The sequence below is a fragment of the Actinomadura mexicana genome, from assembly GCF_900188105.1.
Lineage (GTDB): Bacteria > Actinomycetota > Actinomycetes > Streptosporangiales > Streptosporangiaceae > Spirillospora > Spirillospora mexicana.
In genome coordinates, this window is record NZ_FZNP01000004.1 from 29,399 (window position 1) to 50,710 (window position 21,312).

Annotated in this window: 14 protein-coding genes; 4 read left to right on the top strand and 10 right to left on the bottom strand. The window is 70.2% G+C overall.

The annotated features are described in order from the left end of the window. Nucleotides 1–111: 111 nt before the first annotated feature. From CHC11_RS11555 to CHC11_RS11565, 3 genes are all read right to left on the bottom strand, one after another. Nucleotides 112–1,221: a winged helix DNA-binding domain-containing protein gene (locus tag CHC11_RS11555; RefSeq protein WP_089311695.1), complete on the bottom strand. Its 1,110-nt coding sequence runs from the start codon at nt 1,219–1,221 to the stop codon at nt 112–114. A 449-nt stretch (nt 1,222–1,670) separates the two neighbouring features. Beyond that, nucleotides 1,671–2,762 carry a hypothetical protein gene (locus CHC11_RS11560; protein ID WP_143227030.1) on the bottom strand — a complete coding sequence of 364 codons (1,092 nt, stop codon included), beginning with the start codon at nt 2,760–2,762 and terminating at the stop codon, nt 1,671–1,673. A gap of 266 nt (nt 2,763–3,028) precedes the next feature. After that, nucleotides 3,029–3,604, bottom strand: coding sequence for an isochorismatase family protein (locus CHC11_RS11565; protein WP_218826028.1), 576 nt, complete (start codon nt 3,602–3,604; stop codon nt 3,029–3,031). A gap of 349 nt (nt 3,605–3,953) precedes the next feature. On the opposite strand from CHC11_RS11565, the gene CHC11_RS11570 reads away from it, so the two are divergent. Next, nucleotides 3,954–4,457 (top strand): hypothetical protein, encoded by a 504-nt coding sequence (locus CHC11_RS11570; protein ID WP_089311698.1) that lies wholly within the window; start codon nt 3,954–3,956, stop codon nt 4,455–4,457. A 135-nt stretch (nt 4,458–4,592) separates the two neighbouring features. On the opposite strand, the gene CHC11_RS11575 is transcribed toward CHC11_RS11570, so the two are convergent. Continuing rightward, nucleotides 4,593–5,045, bottom strand: coding sequence for a VOC family protein (locus CHC11_RS11575; protein WP_089311699.1), 453 nt, complete (start codon nt 5,043–5,045; stop codon nt 4,593–4,595). A gap of 776 nt (nt 5,046–5,821) precedes the next feature. Beyond that, entirely contained in the window at nt 5,822–6,979 is a 1,158-nt protein-coding gene (locus CHC11_RS11580) for an ROK family transcriptional regulator (protein ID WP_143227031.1), read from the bottom strand. Between the two features lie 228 nt (nt 6,980–7,207). Here CHC11_RS11580 and CHC11_RS11585 point away from each other — a divergent pair, with 228 nt between their 5' ends. Beyond that, entirely contained in the window at nt 7,208–10,414 is a 3,207-nt protein-coding gene (locus CHC11_RS11585) for a glycoside hydrolase family 97 N-terminal domain-containing protein (protein ID WP_179278797.1), read from the top strand. Between the two features lie 217 nt (nt 10,415–10,631). On the opposite strand, the gene CHC11_RS11595 is transcribed toward CHC11_RS11585, so the two are convergent. From CHC11_RS11595 to CHC11_RS11615, 5 genes are all read right to left on the bottom strand, one after another. Then, the gene (locus tag CHC11_RS11595; protein WP_089311702.1) at nt 10,632–11,114 is read right to left on the bottom strand and encodes a carboxymuconolactone decarboxylase family protein; all 483 of its coding nucleotides are present in this window, start codon (nt 11,112–11,114) and stop codon (nt 10,632–10,634) included. Between the two features lie 227 nt (nt 11,115–11,341). Continuing rightward, a complete protein-coding gene (locus CHC11_RS11600; RefSeq protein ID WP_089311703.1) occupies nt 11,342–12,604 on the bottom strand; it encodes a DUF3322 and DUF2220 domain-containing protein in 1,263 nt (420 codons plus the stop codon). Further along, nucleotides 12,568–15,912, bottom strand: a complete 3,345-nt coding sequence (locus tag CHC11_RS11605; RefSeq protein ID WP_089311704.1) for an ATP-binding protein — start codon at nt 15,910–15,912, stop codon at nt 12,568–12,570. Before CHC11_RS11605 ends, CHC11_RS11600 begins: the two co-directional genes overlap by 37 nt. Continuing rightward, nucleotides 15,909–16,580 carry a DUF4194 domain-containing protein gene (locus CHC11_RS11610; protein WP_089311705.1) on the bottom strand — a complete coding sequence of 224 codons (672 nt, stop codon included), beginning with the start codon at nt 16,578–16,580 and terminating at the stop codon, nt 15,909–15,911. Before CHC11_RS11610 ends, CHC11_RS11605 begins: the two co-directional genes overlap by 4 nt. Beyond that, the gene (locus tag CHC11_RS11615; protein ID WP_089311706.1) at nt 16,573–18,096 is read right to left on the bottom strand and encodes a DUF3375 domain-containing protein; all 1,524 of its coding nucleotides are present in this window, start codon (nt 18,094–18,096) and stop codon (nt 16,573–16,575) included. The genes CHC11_RS11610 and CHC11_RS11615 overlap by 8 nt, the downstream gene beginning before the upstream one ends. Before the next feature lie 606 nt (nt 18,097–18,702). Between CHC11_RS11615 and CHC11_RS11620 the strand changes: the two genes are divergently transcribed. Both CHC11_RS11620 and CHC11_RS11625 read left to right on the top strand, forming a co-directional pair. Next, nucleotides 18,703–19,551 carry a glycoside hydrolase family 26 protein gene (locus CHC11_RS11620; protein ID WP_089311707.1) on the top strand — a complete coding sequence of 283 codons (849 nt, stop codon included), beginning with the start codon at nt 18,703–18,705 and terminating at the stop codon, nt 19,549–19,551. 496 nt (nt 19,552–20,047) lie between these two features. Next, nucleotides 20,048–21,163 (top strand): glycoside hydrolase family 25 protein, encoded by a 1,116-nt coding sequence (locus tag CHC11_RS11625; protein ID WP_089311708.1) that lies wholly within the window; start codon nt 20,048–20,050, stop codon nt 21,161–21,163. The last annotated feature ends 149 nt before the right edge of the window (nt 21,164–21,312 follow it).

The following is a 21,312-nucleotide window of genomic DNA, read 5'->3' on the forward strand; positions in this document are numbered from 1 at the left end:
GTCGCGCGAACCGTCAAGGACGGGTGCGGTGCGCGGCCCCCTCGGCACGGCGGTTGCGCGGCCATCCGCGGACGGGACCACTCGAGGGGGCGGGGCGCTGTGGTGCGCCGTTCACGGAGGAGACGTGTCGATCAGTATGCGGGCTCGGTCGTCGGCGGAGAGGAACGCCGCCAGTGCCCGTCCCTGATCGGCGACTCCGGCGCGGTCGTCCCTGGAGAAGCGGCGCAGCGGGGTGACGATCACGTCGCCCTCCCTGACGCCCCAGGTCGCGGCCACCCGGCCGTCGACCAGGACGACGCGCTCACCGGCGACCGACAGCCCGCGGTGGGCGTCGTCGACGACCCGGCTGCGGTCGTGGTAGCCGAGGAGCGCGTTGTCGAAGGCCGGCAGGAAGCGCACGGGGGCGGGCGTGTCGGGGTCGGGGCGCGGCGCGTCGGGCAGGTCCAGCAGTTCCCGGCCTCGCTCGTCGCGGAAGGCGACCAGTTCCTCGCGTATCGCGGCGACCGCGGCGGGCAGGCCGGCGAGGCCGCACCAGGCGCGGAGGTCGGCCGTGGCGGCGGGGCCGTACGCGGCCAGATAGCGCCGCACCAGTGTTTCGCCGACCGGATCGGCGCCCTCCCCGGCCGGGGGATCGATCTCGCGTCCCAGCCAGGAGGAGAGCGGGACGTTGCGGACCCCCGCCTTCGCGCGCCACAGCCCGCGCGGCGGCAGTTGCACCATCGGGACGAGCGCGGCGACCACCATCTCGCCCAGCACCCGCGGCCCCGGCTCCGGCCACCGGTCGGCGAGCGCCCGGCCGAGCTCGGGCATCGAGCGGGGCTCGCCGTCGGCCAGCACCGCCCGGCCCGCCGCGGCGAGCTCGTCGAGGTCCACCCCGGCGAGCACCCTGCGGTAGACCCCGAGCGCCCGCTGCCGCAGCATGGGGTCGTGGCGGGCTCGCCAGGCCAGGGCGTCGTCGGCGGTGACGAGGTGGACGGTGCGACGCATGAGATGGGTCCGCACGACGCGCCGCCGCACCAGCAACTCGTCCAGCGCGGCCGGGGCGAACGCGCGCAGCCGGGACCAGAGCCCGACGAACGGTGCCTGCGGTTCCTGCGCCTGCAGGCCGCAAAGGTGCGCGACGGCGTCGCCGACGGGCATGTCGGCGCGTTCGAGCAGCAGCTGCCGGGCGAGCGTGGCGCGGTTGAGGGCCCGGGTGCCCAACACGTTCGTGGGGCTCATGCCGCGGCGCGCCCATCGGACGGTCGGCGGCGTAGCGCCGCGCGAGCGATGACCGGTGGCGCCGAGACCCGGAACCTTGTCCGGCCCGGAGTACGCATCTTCACTGCTGCTTCCTAATCGTCGAGTCGTCCGTGCAGGGGCGCCCACGATCGCACGGATAGCGGCCGGAACGTGGCCGCTATCCCGCGCGATATGGGAGTCATGCCAAAGACCTCAGTGCTTCTGCCGGCGCTGCTGACGCTTCTCCCGGTGCGCCGGAACGGGCCGGGGCGCTGCTCGCCGAGCGGCTGGACCCGGCGTGGAGGGCCTCGGCCCTTCCGGGGCGAACGGCCACGGGTAGGTGGTGATGGCCTCAGCCCCGGGGACCAGGTTGATCGGATGGGACCCGGCCGTAGACGACCGGGTCCCATCCGACACGTGGGACCTCGCCCCTCCCCGGCCGGCGAGCCCTACAAGCTCGGCAGTCGCAGGTAGCGAATCGCCTGTTGCGGGGTGAGGGAAGCGGGAAGGCTCAGAAGCTGCCGCTGCCAGACGTCCACGTTCTCGCGCCATGTGCGGTAGAAGGACAAGCAGCTCATCGGGGAGATCTCCAGGAGACGCTTCTTCGCCTCATCGAGGCGTCGCAGGATCCGGTCGCGATCCGGAATCGGCTCTTCCGTTCCGCGAGCGGATCCGTGCAGGCGGTCCACCACCTCGTCGATGAAACGCGAGCGTTTCTTGATCGCGTCCGTCCAGAAGTAGAGCGTGGACACATCCGCTCCGGAATGGAGCGCCCGGACCAGACCTTCGGCGATGAGCTCGCCGAACTCCTCCGGCGTGGCGCTCCGGCTGAACGGATCGTACGCCAACTGACGCAGCCTGCCCGCGGCGCCCGCCGAGCGAGCCGCGACCGCGTCGTACATGAAGAGCCAGTCCTCATTGTAGATCGCGGGGAAGTACGCGTCCGCGCGACGCACGTCGACGAGAAGTGCGTTGCCCCCGATGAAGGTCGACTGCGCTCCCCCGGAAACCCGGTTGGCATGACACACGACCGAATTGTCGGGAAAGTCGGGTATCTGGAACCCGACCACCCGATACTGCCCGGTCAGACCGGCGGCCTGCCTGATCAGAGAAGGCTCCATGTCCCGGATGTCGTCGTCTAGGAAAAAGACCGTCCGCCAGCCGCACAGGCGGGCCATCAGCAGTCCGATGTTCCTCTTCGTCGCGATGTCCGTGTGCTTTTCCACCGCCCGCCGCTCGAAGCCGAGCAGCGGGTGGGTGTACCCCCGCGAGACTTCCAGGCAAATTGAGTCGGAGGACAGGACATGGCACATCCTGTCCAACTCCCGCAGCTGTGGATACGTGCTGCCCAACAGGACGATCGTGCACTCCAGAGCTTTTGCCAAGGCGATCGCCGGCCCGACCAGCCGCGGAGTGATGGTAGGAACCAGAATGGCGTCCACCGTTCCGGGGCTCACACTGCCGCCAACCTTCGATAAGTCTGTTAACAGATTGATGTGCGAACCCACATGGGACGCCTGTTCAAAATGATCTGTACTCATCTTTCCTCCGTTTGTATTCGTCCGTGACCTGGTCGCGAACGGTCCGAGATCAAGAGTGATCCGAACACTGCTTACTGTCCGAGGAAGAGCCGGCAGGGCAACATGCACCTGGGAGACCGAAGGGCCAGGGAAACGAGAACCGGCGAGCCCTGCAACCGGCTCTTTTCAGCCGGCCAGGCGTCGGTCGTCCGCTCCCGGACCGGGCGTGGTCGCTCAGGCCTCTGCCGAGGGCGTCGCTCGAGGCGTCCCGGTCCCGCTCGTCGCGGTCATGGCACCGTCCGGTCGCGGGTCTGTGACAGCGGATCGATCATGCTGAGCACCTCGGACGTGGGGCGAACGTCGCCGAAGGTCCGGTAGACGGTGTGCAGGGTCGCGTTGTGGTCCCGGTCGCGGCGTGCCGCGTTGGCATCGGCGACCATGATGACCCGGAATCCGAGTGTGCTCGCGTCGCGTGCGGAGGACTCGCAGCACACGTTGGTGACGGTGCCGGTGATCAGGACGGTGTCGATCTCGCGCCGTTCCAGCAGGTCCGGAAGGGGACAGCGGCCCGGAAAGAAGGCGCTGGCCGCCGACTTCTCCACCAGCAGATCGTCGGCATGGACCACGAGGTCACACCAGAGGCGTTCGGTCATCGGCCCGGTGCCGCCGGAGGTACGGTACATCTCGGCCGCTTCCGGTCCGAAGAACTCGTCGGCCACCGCGGTGCGTTCGCCCACCGCCGGCAGGACCCAGGCGACCGTACCTCCTGCGGCCCGGAGAGTGCCGGCCAGGCGGTCGATGTTGGGCACGATCCCCCGGCAGTAGGGATTGCCGGCCACGAAGAACGGCACCATGTCGATCACGACCAGTGCCGTACGGGCGGGAACGAGTTCCGTGAACGCGAACCGGCGGCCGCGGCGGCGTTCCTGGCGGGTGTACTCCCGGGCCTCGATCCGCCACCGGTGCAGCTGCGTCCCGACCTCTGACGGCACGGACCTCTCCCCTCCAGCGCAGCCCGCAAGCACCACCAGGCGGAGGGCTTCGGGCCCGGACAGGCTCACGGTACCGATGGCGTGCGAGATGAGTGAGCCGAACACCGGGTGCGCCAGGTTCCGTGAGCCGCGACGGCTCGAACTGAGCGGCGCCGCCCATGACCGGTCCCCGGAGCCGGTTTCCGAAGGACTTCCTGAGCCGACCGCTTAGGCTGCGGGCGTGAACTACAGCGAACTTGAGGCGGACGTTCTCCGACTGGTCATCGAAGCCGCCGAGGACGACGTTCGCGCCTTCGGAGAGGAGACGGTCACCCGGCTGGTACGGCCGGAACTGCTCTGTGGTGCGGCCGATGACGAGCTCACCGAAGACGCCCGTGCGGCACTCGCAACCGCCTGTGCGAACGTCTTGACGATCGGCGCCACCGAGCTGCAGGACGAGCTCGCCACGATCCATGACGGCGTCCTGGTCGATGACGATCTGGACAACGGAGTCCTCACCGTCATCCGCGCGTTGGCGCACTGGCAGAGCTACTTGGAGCAGAACCGGCGCGGCGAGCTCTACGAACTCGCCATCCGCTCCATCGAGAACGTCGACCACGAGGTCTCCGCTGATCTCGACGACTTCCTCGCCACACCCGAGATGGCCGCTGAGTACGAGCGCATCCGCCGTCTTCTGGCCCCGGGGCAGGGGCGCCGGAACCCACAGCATGTAGTCCAGAGATGACCTGGTCCCTCGCGCTCCCTACAGGCCGACTGTCCGCGGACCGGCGTAAGCCGATAACGACCACCAAGGCCAACGGGCGGAGACCGTCGACCAAGCGGTAACGCCTCCGCACTGTCATCCCTTGACTGCCGTCCCCTAGCCGGGCGCGGGACGGTCGGCGAAGACACCGTGGAGCATGCCCGTGGCCTGCCCGACCTCGATGAGATAGCCGTCCGGGTCGCGCATGTAGCAGCGGATCTCCGCCTTGCGGTCCAGGGGCTCGGTCAGGAACTCCGCGCCCTGGCCGGTGGCCGCGGCGTAGAACGCTCCGATGTCGGCCACCCGGACGTTGAGGAACGTTGACACCGGATCGCCGGGCTCGGGCGGCCTGAGGGTGACGTCGGGCTTGTCCGGGGTGGGGCCGCCGCCGGGGTTCATGATGATCCAGGTGTTGGCCACCTGCACGATGGCCGGGTTCTCCGGGAGCACCACCTTGCCGCCGAGGACGCTCGCGTAGAACTCCCTGGAGACGGCTACGTCCCGGACGGTCAGGAAGTGCGTGATCACGAGCCCCTGGCTCGGCGCCGGAAGGTCGCCTTGGTCCGACATTCAGATTCCTCCGCGTCGCAGGTACTACCTCAGTCCCCGGGCCAGTGATGCGCGTCTTCTTTCAGGGCGGCCCGGCCGTGGTCACCGCGCGGCGGCGACCTCATAGGCGCAGAAGACTCCGATCGCCTTCGGTCCGGCTCGACCGCTGCGGGCCACCGCCCGTACAGCATTAGGAATTGTCCATTCTCGTGTCCGCAGTACACCGCACCCGGCGTTATCGAGGAGGCGCCGAACCCGTCAAGTTCTGGCTAAGCACAAGAACAGAAGACGCCCTCTTCGCCCGTAGTGGGTGATATCCGGGTCGATGAAGGTCTGGTGACGGGCACATCGCCGTTGCCGCGGTCTTTCGTCGTCGGCATCGTCATCGATAGGGTGCCGCTGGTCGTCACAAGTCCGGGCCTGCCCGCGGTCTACGGCCTGATCGTCTTCCTCGCAGGTAGGCCGCGGCGTGTCCGGGAGGCGGCCGCCGTACCCTGCACGGCTCTGGCGCTGATCGAGAGTCTGGACGTCGCCGGCGGCGAGGACGGTGACGTTCCGGTGCGCTTCGATCTCACCGTCGTGCCGGACGACGCGTCGGCGTTCCGCGTCGGGACAACGCAAGACAGCAACGTCGTCGACCTCGCCGACTACCGGCCGAGCGCTCCCTGCAAATGGACACCACGGTCAACGCGTCGTGGCCCTTCTCGTCAGGTGCGGAGGCGATCTCCACCTTCACACTCAGGGCCCCGGGGGGTGATCCAGGGCGAGTCCGCGAGATCACCCCGCATCCTCTCTTCTCAGGGGATGGACTCCGCGGCGGCGAGGGTCAGGGCGCCGGCCAGGGCCGCGCGGGCGCCCAGGGATGAGGACCGGACCTGCACTCGGTCACTGATCGCGGGTTGGGCGAAGCGGCGAAGGGACTCGCGGACGCCCTCCAGGAGGGGGTCGCCTCCCGTCGCGAGCTCGCCGCCGATGACGAGCATCGCGGGGTCCAGGGCGTTGCACAGGTCGGACAGGACGCGTCCGAGCCGGCGTCCCGCGTCGGCCACGATCCGGGCCGCCACCGGGTTGTCGACCAGGGCGTCCAGGGACAGGTCGTCGGGCCGTTCGGGGAGCGGGAGACCCGCCGCGATGAGCTGCCGCCACACCTCGCCGATCGACACCACCGACTCCAGGCAGCCGCGCTGGCCGCACCGGCACTGCGCCCCGCCCTCCTGGATCAGCGTGTGCCCGATCTCCCCGGACGCTCCGTACGCCCCGGTGTAGCGGCGCCCCGCGAGGATCAGCCCGGCCCCGATGCCGTGGGACGCCTTGACATAGATCAGGTCGGACACGTTCCGTGCCGCCCCGTGCGTGTGCTCGGCCAGCGCGGCGAGCTCCGCGTCGTTCGCGATCACCACCTCGCCGCCGAGCCTGGCGGTGAGCTCCTCCCGCGGCCGCACGCCGGCCCAGCCCGCGAGGATCGTCGCCGACTGGATCCGGCCGGTCGCCTGGTTGATCGGCCCCGGGATCCCCGCCACCGTCCGCAGCACCGAGCCGGCCGGGACCCCCGAACGGTCGAGCAGGCCGGCGACCAGTGCGCCCGCCTGGTCGAGCGCGTTGGCCGCCGAGCCGTCCACGTCGACGGGCACCCGGTCCTCGGCGACGACATGCTGCGCAGTCGAGGCGAGGACCGCGGAGACGTGCGTGTGCCCGAAGTCGATGCCGACGAGGTACCCCGGAGGGCGGTGCGGCGACAGCGGGGAGGACGGTCTGCCGCGGCCCGCGCGCTCGGCGGCCGGGTGCTCGTGCACCAGGCCGTCGGCCAGCAGCCCCCGGACGATCCCCGCCACCGTGCTCGGTGCGAGCCCGGTCCGGCGGCTCAGTTCCTGCCGGGTCGCGGGGAAGGACTGGTTCAGCGCGTCGAGGACCGTGCGCCTGCTGCGTTCGATCCTCGGGTTCGGTGGGTTGGGCACGGGACGATGATACCGAATTAGAGCGGTGAATGTACTAAATAATGAGCTTTAAGAGTGTTGACCATAGAGTTTCGCCCAACCTACGATCACCGGACCGTTTGTGGAGCGTTCCCGTCACCTCCACCACCCCCCAGGGAGGCGCATATGGGCCGTGCAGGCACGAAGTGGCGAAGAAGGCGAGGGGTCTCGCTCGCCGTGGCGGCGGCCCTCATGGTCCCGGGAGCATTCGTGGTGGCCCCGGCCCGGGCGGAAGCGCCTCCCCCCTCAGGCGGACTCGTCGAGGCCGCCGGGAAGGACGCTCGGGTCGTCCGGTCACCGGACGGGGACCTGCGGGTGGCGATCGCCACCGAGGACGGGCGGCTCACCTACAGCGTGAAGGAGCGCGGCAGGGTCCTCGTCGGCGCGTCCGGACTCGGCATGGATCTCGCGGGACGGCCCAGCCTCACGCGGGACATGTCCATCCGATCCGTCGAACGGCGCACGATCGACGAGACGTGGAAACCCGTGTGGGGCACGTCCAGCAAGGTCAGGAACCACGCGAACGAGCTCACCGTCCACGCCGTCCAGGACGGGACGGGGTTCAGGCTCGACCTGGTGTTCCGGGTCTTCGACGACGGGGTCGGGTTCCGCTACCGCTTCCCCGGACAGCCGGGCCTCGACGCCTACACCGTCACCGCCGAGCAGACGGAGTTCACCTTCGAGCCCGGCGCGAGGAGCTGGTCGATCGCCGCGGGCACCAACTGGACCGCCGACGAGAAGCACTACCGCGACCTGCCCCTGTCCAGCGTCCCCACCGCGCAGACGCCCATCACCGCATCGCCCGCCGCCGACTCCTACGTGGTGGTGCACGAGGCCGACCTGACCGACTACCCCAGCATGACCCTGAAGGCGGTGCCGGGACGGCCCGGCGCGTTCTCCAGCGACCTGATCAGCCTCCCCGACGGCACGAAGGCCAAGCTGAACGGCGAGTTCTCCACACCCTGGCGCACCCTGACCACGGGCGAGCGCCCCGGTGACCTCGGCGAGTCCCATCTGATCGAGAACCTCAACGACGCCTGCGCGATCTGCGACGACACGTCCTGGATCAAGCCCGCGACGTACGTCGGCGTCTGGTGGGAACTGCAACGGCGGGCCACCACGTGGAACGCCGGGCCGAAGCACGGCGCGACCACCGCCCGGGTCAAGCAGTACATCGACCTGGCCAAGCAGGCGGGCGCCGGATACGTGCTGGCCGAGGGCTGGAACACCAACTCCGGCGGCTCGTGGACGGGCCAGGACTTCCTGACCCCGCAGGCCGACCTGGACCTCCCCGAGGTGCTGCGGTACGCCGAGGCCAACGGCGTCGGGTTCATCGCGCACAACGAGACCCGGGGCGACGTCGACCACTACGACCAGAACCTGGAGAAGATCTTCTCCAGGTACGAGGCCCTCGGCATCCACTCGATCAAGACCGGCTACGCCACGAAGTACCTGCTCGGCGGGGTCAACCGCAGCCACTACGACCAGGAGGCCGTCCGGCACTACCAGCGGGTGGTCGACGCGGCGGCCCGGCACCACATCACGGTCGACGCCCATGAGGCGATCAAACCCACCGGCCTCGCGCGCACCTACCCGAACATGATGACGGGCGAGGGCGTCGCGGGCATGGAGCAGCACAACTACATGGGCGCCAACGGCAACCCGCCCGCGCAGGCCACGATCCTCCCGTTCACCCGGTTCATGGGAGGGCCGGCCGACTACACGCCCGGCGTCCTCAACGTCACCTGGGACCCGGCCCGCCTCGGGACCCGCGTCCAGACCACCTCGGCCGCGCAGCTCGCCCTGTATCCGACGTTCTTCAGCCCCATGCAGATGCTCGCGGACACCCCCGAGAACTACGCCGCCCACCCCGGATTCGCGTTCCTCAAGGACATGCCCGCCACCTGGGACGAGACCCGCGTCCTGAACAGCGCCATCGGGGACTACACGACGACGGCCCGGCGGAGCGGCACTACCTGGTACCTCGGTGCGATCACCGACGAGAACGACCGGACCCTCCAGGTGCCGCTGTCGTTCCTGCCGCACGGCACGTTCGTGGCGGAGACCTACGCCGACGCCCAGGAGACCACCTGGAAGGGCGACCCGCTGCCCGTCGAGATCCGCAAGACGCTGGTCAGGTCCTCCACCCGGCTGTCCATGTCCCTCGTCGGCGGTGGCGGTCAGGCGGTCAGGATCAGGCCCGCGACCGCCGGCGACCTCCGCGGTCTCCCCCGGTACGCCGCGCCCCGAGCGGACTACGGCGCCGCTGAAGCCGTGCTGGACCAGGGCACCCAGCGGCTCACCGTGAAGGCTCCGCTCACCAACGAGGGCAGCACCGTGGCCGAGTTCCAGCCCCGGGTGTTCCTCGACGGCCGCGCCGCCGGCGAGGCCCGGAGGCTCCGCGTGGCAGGCGGCGGAACACGGACCGTCGAGTGGACGCTGCCCGCCTCCGAGGTGCCCGACGGGGACTTCCGGGTCGCGGTGGGCACGTCCAGTGGCGGCGCCGGCAGGCCGGTCCGGGTGGAACAGACGCGTTCACTGGCCGAACTCGTCCAGGACCTGCGGCGGACCGGCAAGATGACGCCGTCGGCGGCGGCCGACCTCCAGCCCGCGATCGTCAAGGGCGAGGCCATGCTCCGCCGGGGCGATGTGACCGGCCGCCTCCTGGCCCTGCAGGACGTGCGGCTCGCCCTCTACGGTCTTCCTCTCGGCGAAGTGAGCGCGCAGGCCCGCACCGCGATCGACGACCGGCTCACCGCCCGCCTCGGCGCACCGGAGGGGCTCCTCTCCCTCGCACTCAAGGTGCGAGTGGCGGCCGACGAGCGGGCCGTCGACCCGGCCCTGTCCGGCAGGCTCGCCGCCGAGGTCAAGGCCGCGGTCCACGCTGCGGCCGCGAGCGACACGACGGGGATGAGAAAGGCCCTCGACCGGTTCGACACCCTGGTGGAGGGCGCGCCGATCGCCCCGGACGTCGCGGCCGGCCTGCTGGCCGCGAGCAGGGCGCTCGCCGCCGAACCACGCACGATCGAGGCGGAGTCCGCGCAGTTCGTCAGCGGCGCGTGCCGGCGCACCGACCACACCGGCTACACCGGCACCGGCTTCGTGGCCTGCCTGAAGACCAAGGACAGCGGCCTGCGGTTCGATGCCCCGGTCACCGCCGAGGGCCTCTACACGGTCCGCCTCCGCTACGCCAACGCCATGGGCTCGACGCGGACCATGACGCTCGCCGGCGGGACGCAGTCCGTCCAACTCCAATTCCCGAACCTTGCGTCCTGGGACACGTGGGCGGAGCACCGGGCCGGCATCCGCCTCGCCCCGGCCATGCCGCTGACCTTCGTCTACGGACTGGATGACAACGGCAACGTCAACCTGGACTCGATCACCATCGAACCCGAACTCGGGGTCGTCCACCGATGACCGCGGCGCCCGGCCAGGATCAAGCGATCCTGGCCGGGCCGGGGGGCGTCCTTCCGGTCAGCTCGCCATGCCGGCGAACATGCCGGGTTGGTAGGAGCCTCCCGGGTTGCGCACGATCACGTTGAGTCGGTTGTTGACGTTGATCATGGCGATCAGGAAGATCCGCGCGGCTCGTTCGCGCGGCGGGGTACCGAACCGGCGGTGTCGGCTCTTGCGGCTAGCCGACCTGGCCGGGCTGATAGTCGCCGCCGCGCCGGCCGACGATGACGCCCATGCGGTTGGTGGCGTTGATGAGGGCGATGAGCATCACCAGATCGGCCAACTGGTCCTCGTCGTAGTGCTCGGCGACGTTCGCCCAGGCCTCGTCGGTGACCCCACCGGCCGCGTCGGCGATGCGGGTGCCCTGCTCGGCGAGTTCCAGGGCGGCACGCTCGGCGTCGGTGAACACCGTGGACTCGCGCCAGGCCGTGACCAGGTTGACGCGCGTGGTGGTCTCCCCGGCGTGCGCGGCGTTCTTGCTCCACACGTCGGTGGCGTAGCCGCAGCCGTTGATCTGGCTTGCGCGCAGCAGCACCAGCTTCTGGGTCGCGGTCGGCAGCGTCGACTCCTCCAGGATCGTTCTGCTCGCCGCGCCGAAATGCCTGGCGGCCTTGGCCGCGGTCGCGGTCGGGTTGCTGAAGAGGTTCAGGCGAGCGGTCATCGTGCGCTCCTTGCTGTCGTAGCCGTAACCCGGTCGGACAAGAGATGCCGGCGACCCGGCGCCTGTGACGCGAACCCGTGTGACGTGCGCCACGCGACCGCGGGCCAGTGAGGATCAGGCCGGATCCGCGTCAGCTGGATCGGGGCCGGTATCGCGCCGTCCACGGTTCGGCGAGCACTCGCGAGGCGATACGCCCGCAGTAATCGGATAGCAGCGGCTGTGGCCGGTTACAGAGGAGGACGGGCGGAGACGTCCAGCAACCGGGCTGCGGCGTGGGCGAGGGGAACGGCTTCCTGTTCGATCCGGCGGAACGGGGTGAGACCCGCGGTTGCGACGGTGTCGTAGGCGGTCGCCTCGGCTTCGGTGAGGTGAGGCAGAACCGCCGGGGACGGCTTGATGGGGCGGCCCGCCTTGTCGTGGTTCAGCCCGTGCTGGGCGTAGCGGTGCAGGTCCGCGGCGTCCATCAGTATCGAGGTGACCGGCTTCGGGGGCGCGCCGTCCGGTGCGGGCTCGGCCAGCGCGGCGCGGAACCGGTCGAGGATCGCGTAGCCGTCCGCGTCGATGTCTCCCCAGTAGACGACGTGGTCCGTGGCGCGGATCCAGGGCACGTTCGCGAGCATGGCCGCGGCCGCCTTGCCGCCGCCCTCGACCACGATCGTGTCCCGCACCGGGGGGAACCAGAGCCGGGAGTCGCGGTTCTCGACGACGAGGACGGTCCGTGGCCGGTAGGCGATGTCGTGCGTGTCGCCGGTGGTCCAGGCGTCGTGCCTGCGGCGGCCCGACGCGGCGTGGTCGGGGTCGACGTAGGTCAGGTGCAGCACGGTCGGACGGGGCCGGACCTCATCCCGGACGTCGCGTCCGGCGACGTCGCGCAGCAGCGCACCATGGGTGTCGAGCCACTTGGTGTGCATGCCGGGGATCGGGAGTTGACGTGCGGTCCATCCCCCCGCGTCCGGGTGCCGGCGCAGCCAGGTCACCGCGCTGAGCAGCACCTCGGCGTCGCCGGCTCCGAGCTGGCAGGCGGCCCGGAGGGCGGCCGGGGTGAGGACCGCGCCTGCGGACCGCAGCGACGACGCGAGCGCCCGGGCGCGGGCGGCGTCCACGGACGGCGGCGCGGTTCCGGAGGAGATCAGTGCGACCGCGGCGTCCAGGTCCACGACCAGCGTGGCGGGGTAGTCGTCCGTCACGCCCTGGACGGACACCGGCTTGCGGACGATCACCACGCCTGCGGGGTGCCGGTCGGCGAACTCACGCCAGCGCATGTGCCACTGGTGCCACGCGGCGTGCCCGATGCGCGCCACCGCACTCCCGGTCGACACGCCGGGACGGAGCGGGACGGAGAACGTGACCGGGTCGCCCACGCCGAGGTCGGCGCACACGGCCTCCGCCCACCTCTGGTCCACCCTGCGACGGAGTGACTCGACCGCGTCGGCCGGAAGGATCAGTCGGGAGGTCACGCGTCGGGAATCGCGACGATGGGTTTCGCCCATGACCGCCCCTCGGTGCTCTTCAGGATCAGGTATTCCGCGTCCACATGGGGCTCGATCGCGCTGTGCTTGTCGTTGGGGGCGCCGATGACCAGTTGGAAGCCCAGCCCGCGCCAGGCGCCGATGGCCCGGCCGGTGAAATGCGCGTCCGCCTTGATCAGCGCCTCGTCCAGGAAGACGGGGGCGTAGCGGGGGCGTTCGGCGCCCGCGTCGCCCAACTGGTAGCGCAGCGCGGCGCCGACGATGAACGCGACCAGTTCCTGGGACTCGCCGCCGGACTTCTCTCCGATGTGGTCGTAGACCGCGACATGCTCGCCGGCGAGGTCGCACTTCTCCGCGCTGATCCGGACGTGGTTGCGCACGTCGACCAGATCGGCGAAGTCAGGCGCGGTGCGGCGGATGCGGTCGATCACCTTGGCCATCCGGTGGTAGGCGCGTTCCCGGTCGGCGTCCGTGGCCGACTTGTCGATGACGGCGCGCACGTCGCGCAGTTCCTTGCGGAACCGGGCGCGCACCGCGGAGTGGCTTTCCTGCGGGTCGATGCGCAGCCGGTGGCCGTCGTCGGCGAACGGGAGTCCGGCGAGGATGCGGTTGACCGGGTCGATCCGGTCGCGGATCTCCCGGACGGCTGCGGCGAGCTCGCTGTCCAGGCTGGTCAGGTCGTTGCCGGAGAGTTTGAGCAGGCTGTCGCGCCACTCGGTCTCCAGCTCGTGCAGGCCGCTGGTCTCCAGATCGGTGAGCAGGCGGTCGAAGTCGCGGTAGGAGGCGTCCGGTTCGGTGCCGAGGTTCGGGTTCGGCCAGCGCTCGACGAACGTCGAGAACGTCTCGTGCAGCGCCTTCCGTGACCGGCTGATCGATTCCTCCGCCGACTTCCGATCGTCGTGCATCCGTTCGACGCCGCGGCGGTGCGCCGCGTCGAACTCGGCCAGCGCCTTCGCCGGGTCGGCGCCGTCCGGGGCGTCGTCGAACAGCGCCGCGAGGTACTCCCTGTGTTCCCAGCTCACCTCGGTACCGGTCGCCGCGGCGGTGTCGAGCGCGCGCTGGGCGCCGTCCACCTCCTCCACGATCGACGCCCAGGACTCGTCGAGGCGCTCCACCTCCTTCTTCTGCCCGCCGATGCTCTCGGTCAGCTTGGTGACCTGTCGCTTGAGCTCCTCCGCTTCACGTTGCAGCCGGTCGATCTCCGGGTTGCCTTCGCGAACCTCGGTGATGACGCGCTCCCAGCGTTCCCGTTCGGCCGTGACGGACTCGACGTCCACCTGGTCCCAGGACAGTTCGGTCAAGGTCTGGTAGGCGGTGCGCCTCTCCTCGAACGAGTTGAGGTCCTGCTCCGCCTTCGTCGCCCTTGTGACGGCGTCGCCGAGACGTTCGCGGGCGCGGCCGATCCGGGTGTCGAGGTCGGCGAGAAGCCTGGTGTTGGTGAATCCCAGCAGGTTGGCCCGTCCATGACCGCCGTGCGCGCCCCGGCCGCCCTGCGATGTCTGCCCGGTGATGCTGAGCGCCTTGGAGTACTGCACCAGCAGTCCGGGCGTCTCGACGCACACGAAGTCGAACCTGCGGGCGAGCTCGCTCTTGAGCCAGGCGGTGAACGGCGACGGCCGGTAGTCGAGCCGGCCGGGGAGCGTCTTGTCGTCCAGCCCGACCTCGTCGCGCAGGCCGGTGCGGACGCCCTCGAACTGGATGCGCCGTGCGACGGGCACCGCGTTGATCGCCTCGCGGAACGAGTTCAGCCGGCCGATGTCGATCAGCATCCGGGTGGCGAACCCGCCCAGCGCCAGGTTGAACGCCTCCCGCCACGGTTCGAACTCCGTGCGCACCTCGATCAGCTCGGCGACGAACGGCAGGTCGTCCGGGGTGAGCCCGGCGGCGCCGGCCAGCAGGTCGCGGGCGGCGTGCAGGTCGGTGGGGATGTTGCCGCGGCGGGCCTTGACCGCGCCGTGCTCGGCGCGCAATCCGGCCAGGTCGCGTTCGGCGGCCTTACGCTCCGCGGTCGCCTCGGCGAACTCGTTCTGGGCGGTCCTCCTGGCGTCGGAGTCGGCCAGCGCCCTGTGCGCCGTGTCGACCAGCGAGGCGAAGTCCCGGCCGGTCGACACGGTGGCGCCGACGGTGTCCAGGACCCGGTCCAGTCGCTTCCGGGCGCGTTCGATGTCGGCGAGCCGCTGTTCCACTCCACGGACCTCGCGGAGCGCGGTCTCCAGCCGGTCGCCGCCGGAGGCGCGCAGGGTGTCGAGCACCGCGTCCCGCCGGGACTCCGCCACCTTGATCAGCGTGGCCGTCTCCCGGACGTCCTCCTCCGCCCGGCGGCGCCGTGCGGTCAGGTCCGACTCGGCCGCGCGCAACAGGTCGAGCCGGCGTTCGTGCCGCCACAGCGCCGCGGGGGACGTCGGGTCGGTGAACGATCCGACGGCGTCGACCACCTGCAACCGGGTCACCGCGCGGTCGATGGCGTCCCGGTGGTCGCGGATCGGGGTCAGCGCCCGCACCTGCCGGCGGGCGGTGATCATCCGGTCCCGGGTGCCGGACAGCTCGTCGAACTGCTGCACCACCTCGTCCGCCGTGGCCAGGGTGGACGGCTCCTCCAGCACCATCGTCTTGTACAGCGCGTCGACGGTGGTGATCTGCTGACCGGCCTGGATCCTGCCGAGCAGCCCGACCGCCTTGTGCCCGTCCCCGGCGGCGCCGATGCCCAGCGTGGTGTGCAGCCGGGCCGTGAAGTCCCGGTCGGTGTCGAAGCAGGTCACGCCTGTCGCGGTGACCGCGGGGCGGGCGAGCCTGCTGGCCGCGGGACCGTCCAGCTCGCGCAGGTCGTAGTCGTCGTCGACGGTGGCGCGGACCACGACGACGTCGTCGAGGGTGCGCGCGGACGACGGCACGTACCAGGCCCGGAGCGCGGTGAACACCGCACCGCTCCGGTCGGCCCAGGTCATCGCGATCGCCGACCAGGTGTCGCGGCCGTCCCCGCGCAGCACCCGCTGCCTCGTCTCACCGCCGGCCCGCGACTCGTCGAGCTTCCCGCGCGCGTAGGAGAGGATGTTGCGCTGGTCCTTGCCCCGGGGCCGGCCGACCACCCCGCCGTTCGAGGCCCCGTTGAACGGCGTGGTGTGCGGCATCAGCAGCGCGATGTAGGAGTCCATCAGCGTCGACTTGCCCGATCCGGAACCGCCGCTGAGCAGGGTCGCGCCGGGAGCGAACCGGACGCGGTGGTATCCGTCGTAGCCGCCCCAGTTGACCAGCTGCAGATCCCGCGCCACCCACTGCTGCCCACGCGACGCCGCCGGGATCAACCCGAACAGCGTGTCGATCATGCTCATGGCGCGACCTCGTTCTGCTCCCGCAGCCACTGGTTCAGTTCGGTGAGCTTCTCGGTGCTCAGCACGACCTCGACCAGCGGCGTGATCCGGTACCGGCCCGCGGACTCCTCCGCGAGCAGGCCCTCGGTGGCCAGTCGCTGCACCGCGTTGCGGATCTCGCGCTGGCCGCGGGCGAGGTTGTGGTCGTCTGGATCGAAATAGGTCAGCACGGTCTGTTCCAGCTCTTCGACGTCGACCCGCGCGGACGTCTCGCCGGTGCCGCGCTCCCGCTGGAAGACGGTCCGCAGGTGGACCAGCACCAGGGTCTCGGCCCGGTTGTAGGGGTCGTCCTTCAGCAGGATCGGGACGTCCAGCTCCCCCGACCGCACCTGCTGCTTGTAGGCGATGCCGCGGTCGTGGTCGACCACGAGCCGGACGAACAGGTCGTGCAACCGCGACTCGATGATCTGCTGGTTCTCCAGCAGCGTGCGCCACTGCGCCGGGTTCTTCTCGGCCAGCAGGAACCTGCGTTGCAGCAGCCGGACCAGCACCCGCCGCACGTCCACGTCCAGCGTGCCCCTGTCACCGGCGAACAGTTCGGCCGGGTCGTCCTCCATCGGGACCGGCTCGATGAAGCCGGCCTCCGCACCGGTCGACCAGTCCTCGTCTGCGCCGTCCGGTTCACTCATCGTCGTTTTCCGGCCTCTCGTCAGCGGCGCGGGTGGGCGCCGGGTTCGCCGCCAGCACGCCGCCGAACGCGAGCCGCCGCCGGGTCCGGTCCGGACGGACCACGTCGACCACCGCGACCTCGGCGGTGTCGGTCATCCCGAAGTCATGTGCGATCTCCAGCAGGCCGAGCAGATCCACCGGCCGCCGGATGCGCTCGGCCGCCGCGCGGAACGCGGCCGCGACGTCGACGCCGTCCGCGCCGTCCGCGTCGCCCGCGAACGCCGCCAGATGCGCGCGCAGTTCGGCGTACTGCGGACCTCCCCATGCCCGGGTGTCCGCGGCCGGCACGTCCTCCGCCTCGTCCCATTCGCGCAGCGGCGTGGGCGGCTGGGGCGGCCGCGGGTCGCTCATGGTCTGCCGCAGCTGCCCGACGTCGGCGACCGGAAGTCGGCGCAGCGGGGCGACGACCGCGCCGCGGCGCGACCCGGGCACCCATGCGTGGAATCCGGACATCACGTTCCGCAGGAGCTCGTCCACCTGGCGGTCCCGCATCGGGTCGTGGTTGCGCACCTGGGTGGTGATGACGTGCGACGCCTGCCGCTGCGCGGCCAGCACCTCCTTGACGCCCTGCTCGATCCGGCGTGCGATCTCGGCGAGTTCCCGCCGCTGCGGCTCCGGCATCAGGTCGGTGAACCCGTGCCGCAGCACGGTGCGCAGCAGGTGCCACAGGTCGTCGATCTGTGCCGGGTCGCCGATCAGGCGCAGCGCCCCGGCGAACGCGCGGCCCTCCGGTGTCGCGTCCATGATCTGCCGACCGCGCTCCAGGTACTCCCGCAGCACCTCCCCGGTCGGCCGCACGTCCTGCCGCAGGTCGGCGACGACGTCTCGCTGCATGGCTTTGATCGACTCGGCGACGCGGGCGAAGTCGGCCGGCAACTCCCGCGCCAGATGCAGCACGTTCTCGGCGGCCTCGAGCAACTGGTCGTCGTCGACGGCGTCGACGGCGCCGCCCTGTTCGAGCCGGTCGAGTTCTCGCCGGCGCTGATCGATCTCCGTCTGGAGTCGCGCCATCCGGGCCATCACGTCCGGGTCGGCGTCCTGCGCGAGCCGCTCGACCGCCTCCAGCAGCGTCCGGACCCGGGATTCCGACACCCTGGTCCGTGCCCCGCCGACCCGACCCGCCACCTCGAGCGCGCCGACGCCATGTGCCGACAGCCGGTACACCTCGACGTCGTCGGAGACCTGCCGCACCAGCCAGCCCGCGTGCACCCACTGCCTGCACAGGTCACGGGCGTTCCCCGCGGGCAGGGGCTGGTCGCCCTCGTAGCCGTAGCCCGCGGCCCGCAACTGGTCGAGGGCGTCGGCGACCTCCGCATGGGCGTCCGCCACCGCCACCGCCGACCGCTCCGGCGTGAACATCATCGCCAGCACGGTCACCACGAACGGCGCATAGGTCCGGTGGAGCAGATCAAGCATCGGGTTCTGGAACGCCCGAAGCGCACCCTGATATGCGCCCTCCACACCTCTTGTACCCATCGCCGACCAGAGTACGACCTGTGGCTCGACGCCACGAATCAAAGCGCCGACACCGTCGTCTTCGTCCACACCTGCCGCTCACCTGATGGGACAGTGGTCGGGCGGCTCGCCCCCAGGTGAGGTAGGCGTCGGCGCTGCGGGCCGCGACCGGACCGGCGGCGTCGGAGAAGCCGCCGACGTAGCTCGCACAGCGGTCACCGCTTCCCGTCCACCGGCAGCCGGCGGACGCCGCAGACTCGCGCCCCCGCCCGGGACCGCAGCGGCCATCGCCGAACACCGGCCAGGCCACTGAGGCCCTATACCTGGACATTTCACTTAATTGCTATCAAAAAGCGGCCTACCAGAGGCTGCAAGGGAGGAGCGACAACATCGCAAATACATCGACACATCACCCTGGCCCGACGGACCGGAAAAGTTCCGGGCCTACCTCTGGTTCGGTCCGATGATTCCAGCGACCATTCCTGGTAGAGGGTACTGGGTCACCGGTGCCGAATGGCTGAAGGCCTCGGAGCATCGGCTTCTCCTGCTCACCGGAAACGCCGGTGTGAGCAACCCCCGGCACACCCGGCGGCGGTGGAGCCCTCCAGGCGAAAGGGAGGCGATCCCGTGGCGAGAAACCGGAACGCGATCCTGTGGGGGACCTGCCCCCGCAACCTTTCCGGCTCCGACTTCGCCGCGAAGGACGCCGCGTACGGTCCGCTGACCATCCGCCGCTCCTACCAGCCCGCCACCGCGGGCATGCCCGCGTCCTGGGCGGCGTGCAACGGCGGCGTGGACGTGGGGAAGCGGGCCAGCTGCTGGAGCGGGAAGCCGTCGATCACCGCGATGGCCGGCGGGAAGCTCGATGCGCAGACCCTGACGTTCCTGCGGTCCATTCCCAAGAGCCACCTCGCTTTCGTCTCGATCTGGCATGAGGGCGACGGGAAGATCCGCAACGGCACCTTCCGCCTCGGCACGTACACAGCGGCTCTGAAACGCTTCTGCGAACTGGTGCAACAGGTGCGATCAGAGGGCTGGCCGCACCTGCACACGATCCAGATCCTCACCGCATGGTCGGGTACCTCACCCAAGACAGGCAGCACCTACGCCGAAACCTGGCCGGGCGACGGGCTTGTGGACGTCCTCGGCGTGGACGGCTACTCCCACGTCGGCAGCGGCCCCGCCTTGTGGGGGCCGGCCGTGAGATTCGCCCGCTCGAAAGGCATCCCGTGGGCGGTCCCAGAGATCGGTTATGGCAGCACCGGCACGCAGAACGTGAACTGGATGAAAGACCAGATCGCCTACCTGACGACGACGGCGGGCGGCGGGAAGCATACGAGGTGTGCATTCGCATGCTGGTTCGACACCATCGGCCCTATCTCGACCCCTACGCCCGGAAACGACTCCAGGTGGATCTCGGCAGCCAAGGCCGCGTCGCGAACCTACTACAGCGACTACACCGAGTTCGTGCTCTGACCGAGATGAGGCTGGTTTCACCAGCGCTTTCCAGGCCGCGTCCGAGTCGACCTTGACCGTCGCATCGCGGCGGCGCGGCCCTACGCCGGCGATGAGGTCGGCCGCACTGTCGTCTAAAGCCGTTGTCGCACCCCTGAAGGTGTGACGGCTCGCCCTGTCGCGGTGCCGCCGAACCGGGCCGACGTTCTGATATCGCGGCCGGGCAGAAGGACGCTGACACGGGCTTCGAGCGAAGAGCTGACGGTCATTACCACGGTCCGCGGCGCAACGCTTTTGTGTCGCGCACGCAAGAGTAATCGCAATATTACACAAAGTAGTATTTGCTGGTGAAGTACGTAACTTCGCCGGGCGGGCGTCCAACCCGCTCCTCGTCGGGGCAGCCGGACTCGCGACTGGCTCGGCCATGAGGAGTCGCGTCATGAATTCGAGCGCAACCCCGCACTCGCGGTTTCGCGCATGCGAACGGTGATGCCGCCAGGCCAGAGAGGAGCCAGGGTTGCTGTACGGGGTCGATGTCGCCAGCTATCAGGGAAAACCCAACTGGTCCGCGGTGCACCGGGCAGGTATCCGTTTCGGATTCTGCAAGGTCACCGAAAGTACCGACTACACCAACCCGACCTGGAGGCACAACCGAGCGGGAATGCTCGCCCTGGGGCCGGGCTTCGTGCCGGGGGCGTATCACTTCCTGCACGGTGGCAACGGCGCCGCGCAAGCCCGCTACTTCCTGGCCAGTGCCGGTGATCTCTCCCGCTTCGCCGTCGCGCTCGACATCGAGGCGTCCGGCGCCAACGCGGCCACGGCCAGGGAATGGGTGGCCGAGTTCAAGAGACGCACCGGCGGCCACCCCGTCATCGGCTACTTCCCGCGCTGGTACTGGGAAGCCCACGGCCGGCCCGACCTCAGCTTCTTCGACACGATCTGGCAGTCGCGGTACGTCTCCGGCTCCGGCACCCCGACCGCCCTCTACAAGAAGGTCCCCTCCTCGTGGTGGGTCCAGTTCGGTGGGGAGCCCATCTCGATCCTGCAGTACTCGTCCAGCGGCTCGGTACCGAGCATCCCGGGTCGCTGCGACGTCAACGCCTTCCGCGGCTCACTCGCGGACCTGAGGACGCTGGCCCTCGGGCCGTACCAGGAGGACGAAGTGCCCATCCGCAGCAGCTACGGCAAGTCCAAGCCCCAGAACCTGAAATGGGGGCAGTTCACTCGTCTCAACTGGGACGTCACACACGCCGACCCGGCCAAGTCCCACTCCGAACCCGACAAGGACCACCCCAACGGCTATCCCGGCTACGTGGCCCCCGCCTCGACATGGGCGGACATCGACACCGTCGTCCGTATCGAAGGCCTCAGCGAGGGCGACGAATACCGGCTGCAGTTCGAGGTCCACGACTGGGAGGACGGCGAGTCCGCCGAATCATGGGCCGAAGTCCGCGCCGACGCCAAGGCGACCGGCGGCGACCAGTTCGCCACCGGCGCCATGCCCAAGGGCCTCCGCAAAGGCCAGCACGTGTACGTCTCGGTCGCGGCCTTCCCCGCCAGCGGAACCACTGGCGGCCGGCCCGCGCCCCGGGCCTTGTCGGGCCGATGGACCATCGCCCAGGACCGCAACTGACCGGCCATCGGCCACTCGCCGGTCGAGGACGACACCATCCCACCCGAACAACGTGGGCGGCATGAGCCCGCACCTGTGGCCGAGGCGGACAGAAACCCGCAGGTGAGAAACGACGACCTTGAGAAATCCGCTCACCGGGCGAAGGAGTG

Coding starts and splice junctions, on each gene's coding strand:
- CHC11_RS11555 (WP_089311695.1), bottom strand. CDS start 1,221: ATGAGCCCCACGAACGTGTTGGGCACCCGGGCCCTCAACCGCGCCACG.
- CHC11_RS11560 (WP_143227030.1), bottom strand. CDS start 2,762: ATGAGTACAGATCATTTTGAACAGGCGTCCCATGTGGGTTCGCACATC.
- CHC11_RS11575 (WP_089311699.1), bottom strand. CDS start 5,045: ATGTCGGACCAAGGCGACCTTCCGGCGCCGAGCCAGGGGCTCGTGATC.
- CHC11_RS11595 (WP_089311702.1), bottom strand. CDS start 11,114: ATGACCGCTCGCCTGAACCTCTTCAGCAACCCGACCGCGACCGCGGCC.
- CHC11_RS11600 (WP_089311703.1), bottom strand. CDS start 12,604: ATGGGCGAAACCCATCGTCGCGATTCCCGACGCGTGACCTCCCGACTG.
- CHC11_RS11605 (WP_089311704.1), bottom strand. CDS start 15,912: ATGAGCATGATCGACACGCTGTTCGGGTTGATCCCGGCGGCGTCGCGT.
- CHC11_RS11610 (WP_089311705.1), bottom strand. CDS start 16,580: ATGAGTGAACCGGACGGCGCAGACGAGGACTGGTCGACCGGTGCGGAG.
- CHC11_RS11615 (WP_089311706.1), bottom strand. CDS start 18,096: ATGGGTACAAGAGGTGTGGAGGGCGCATATCAGGGTGCGCTTCGGGCG.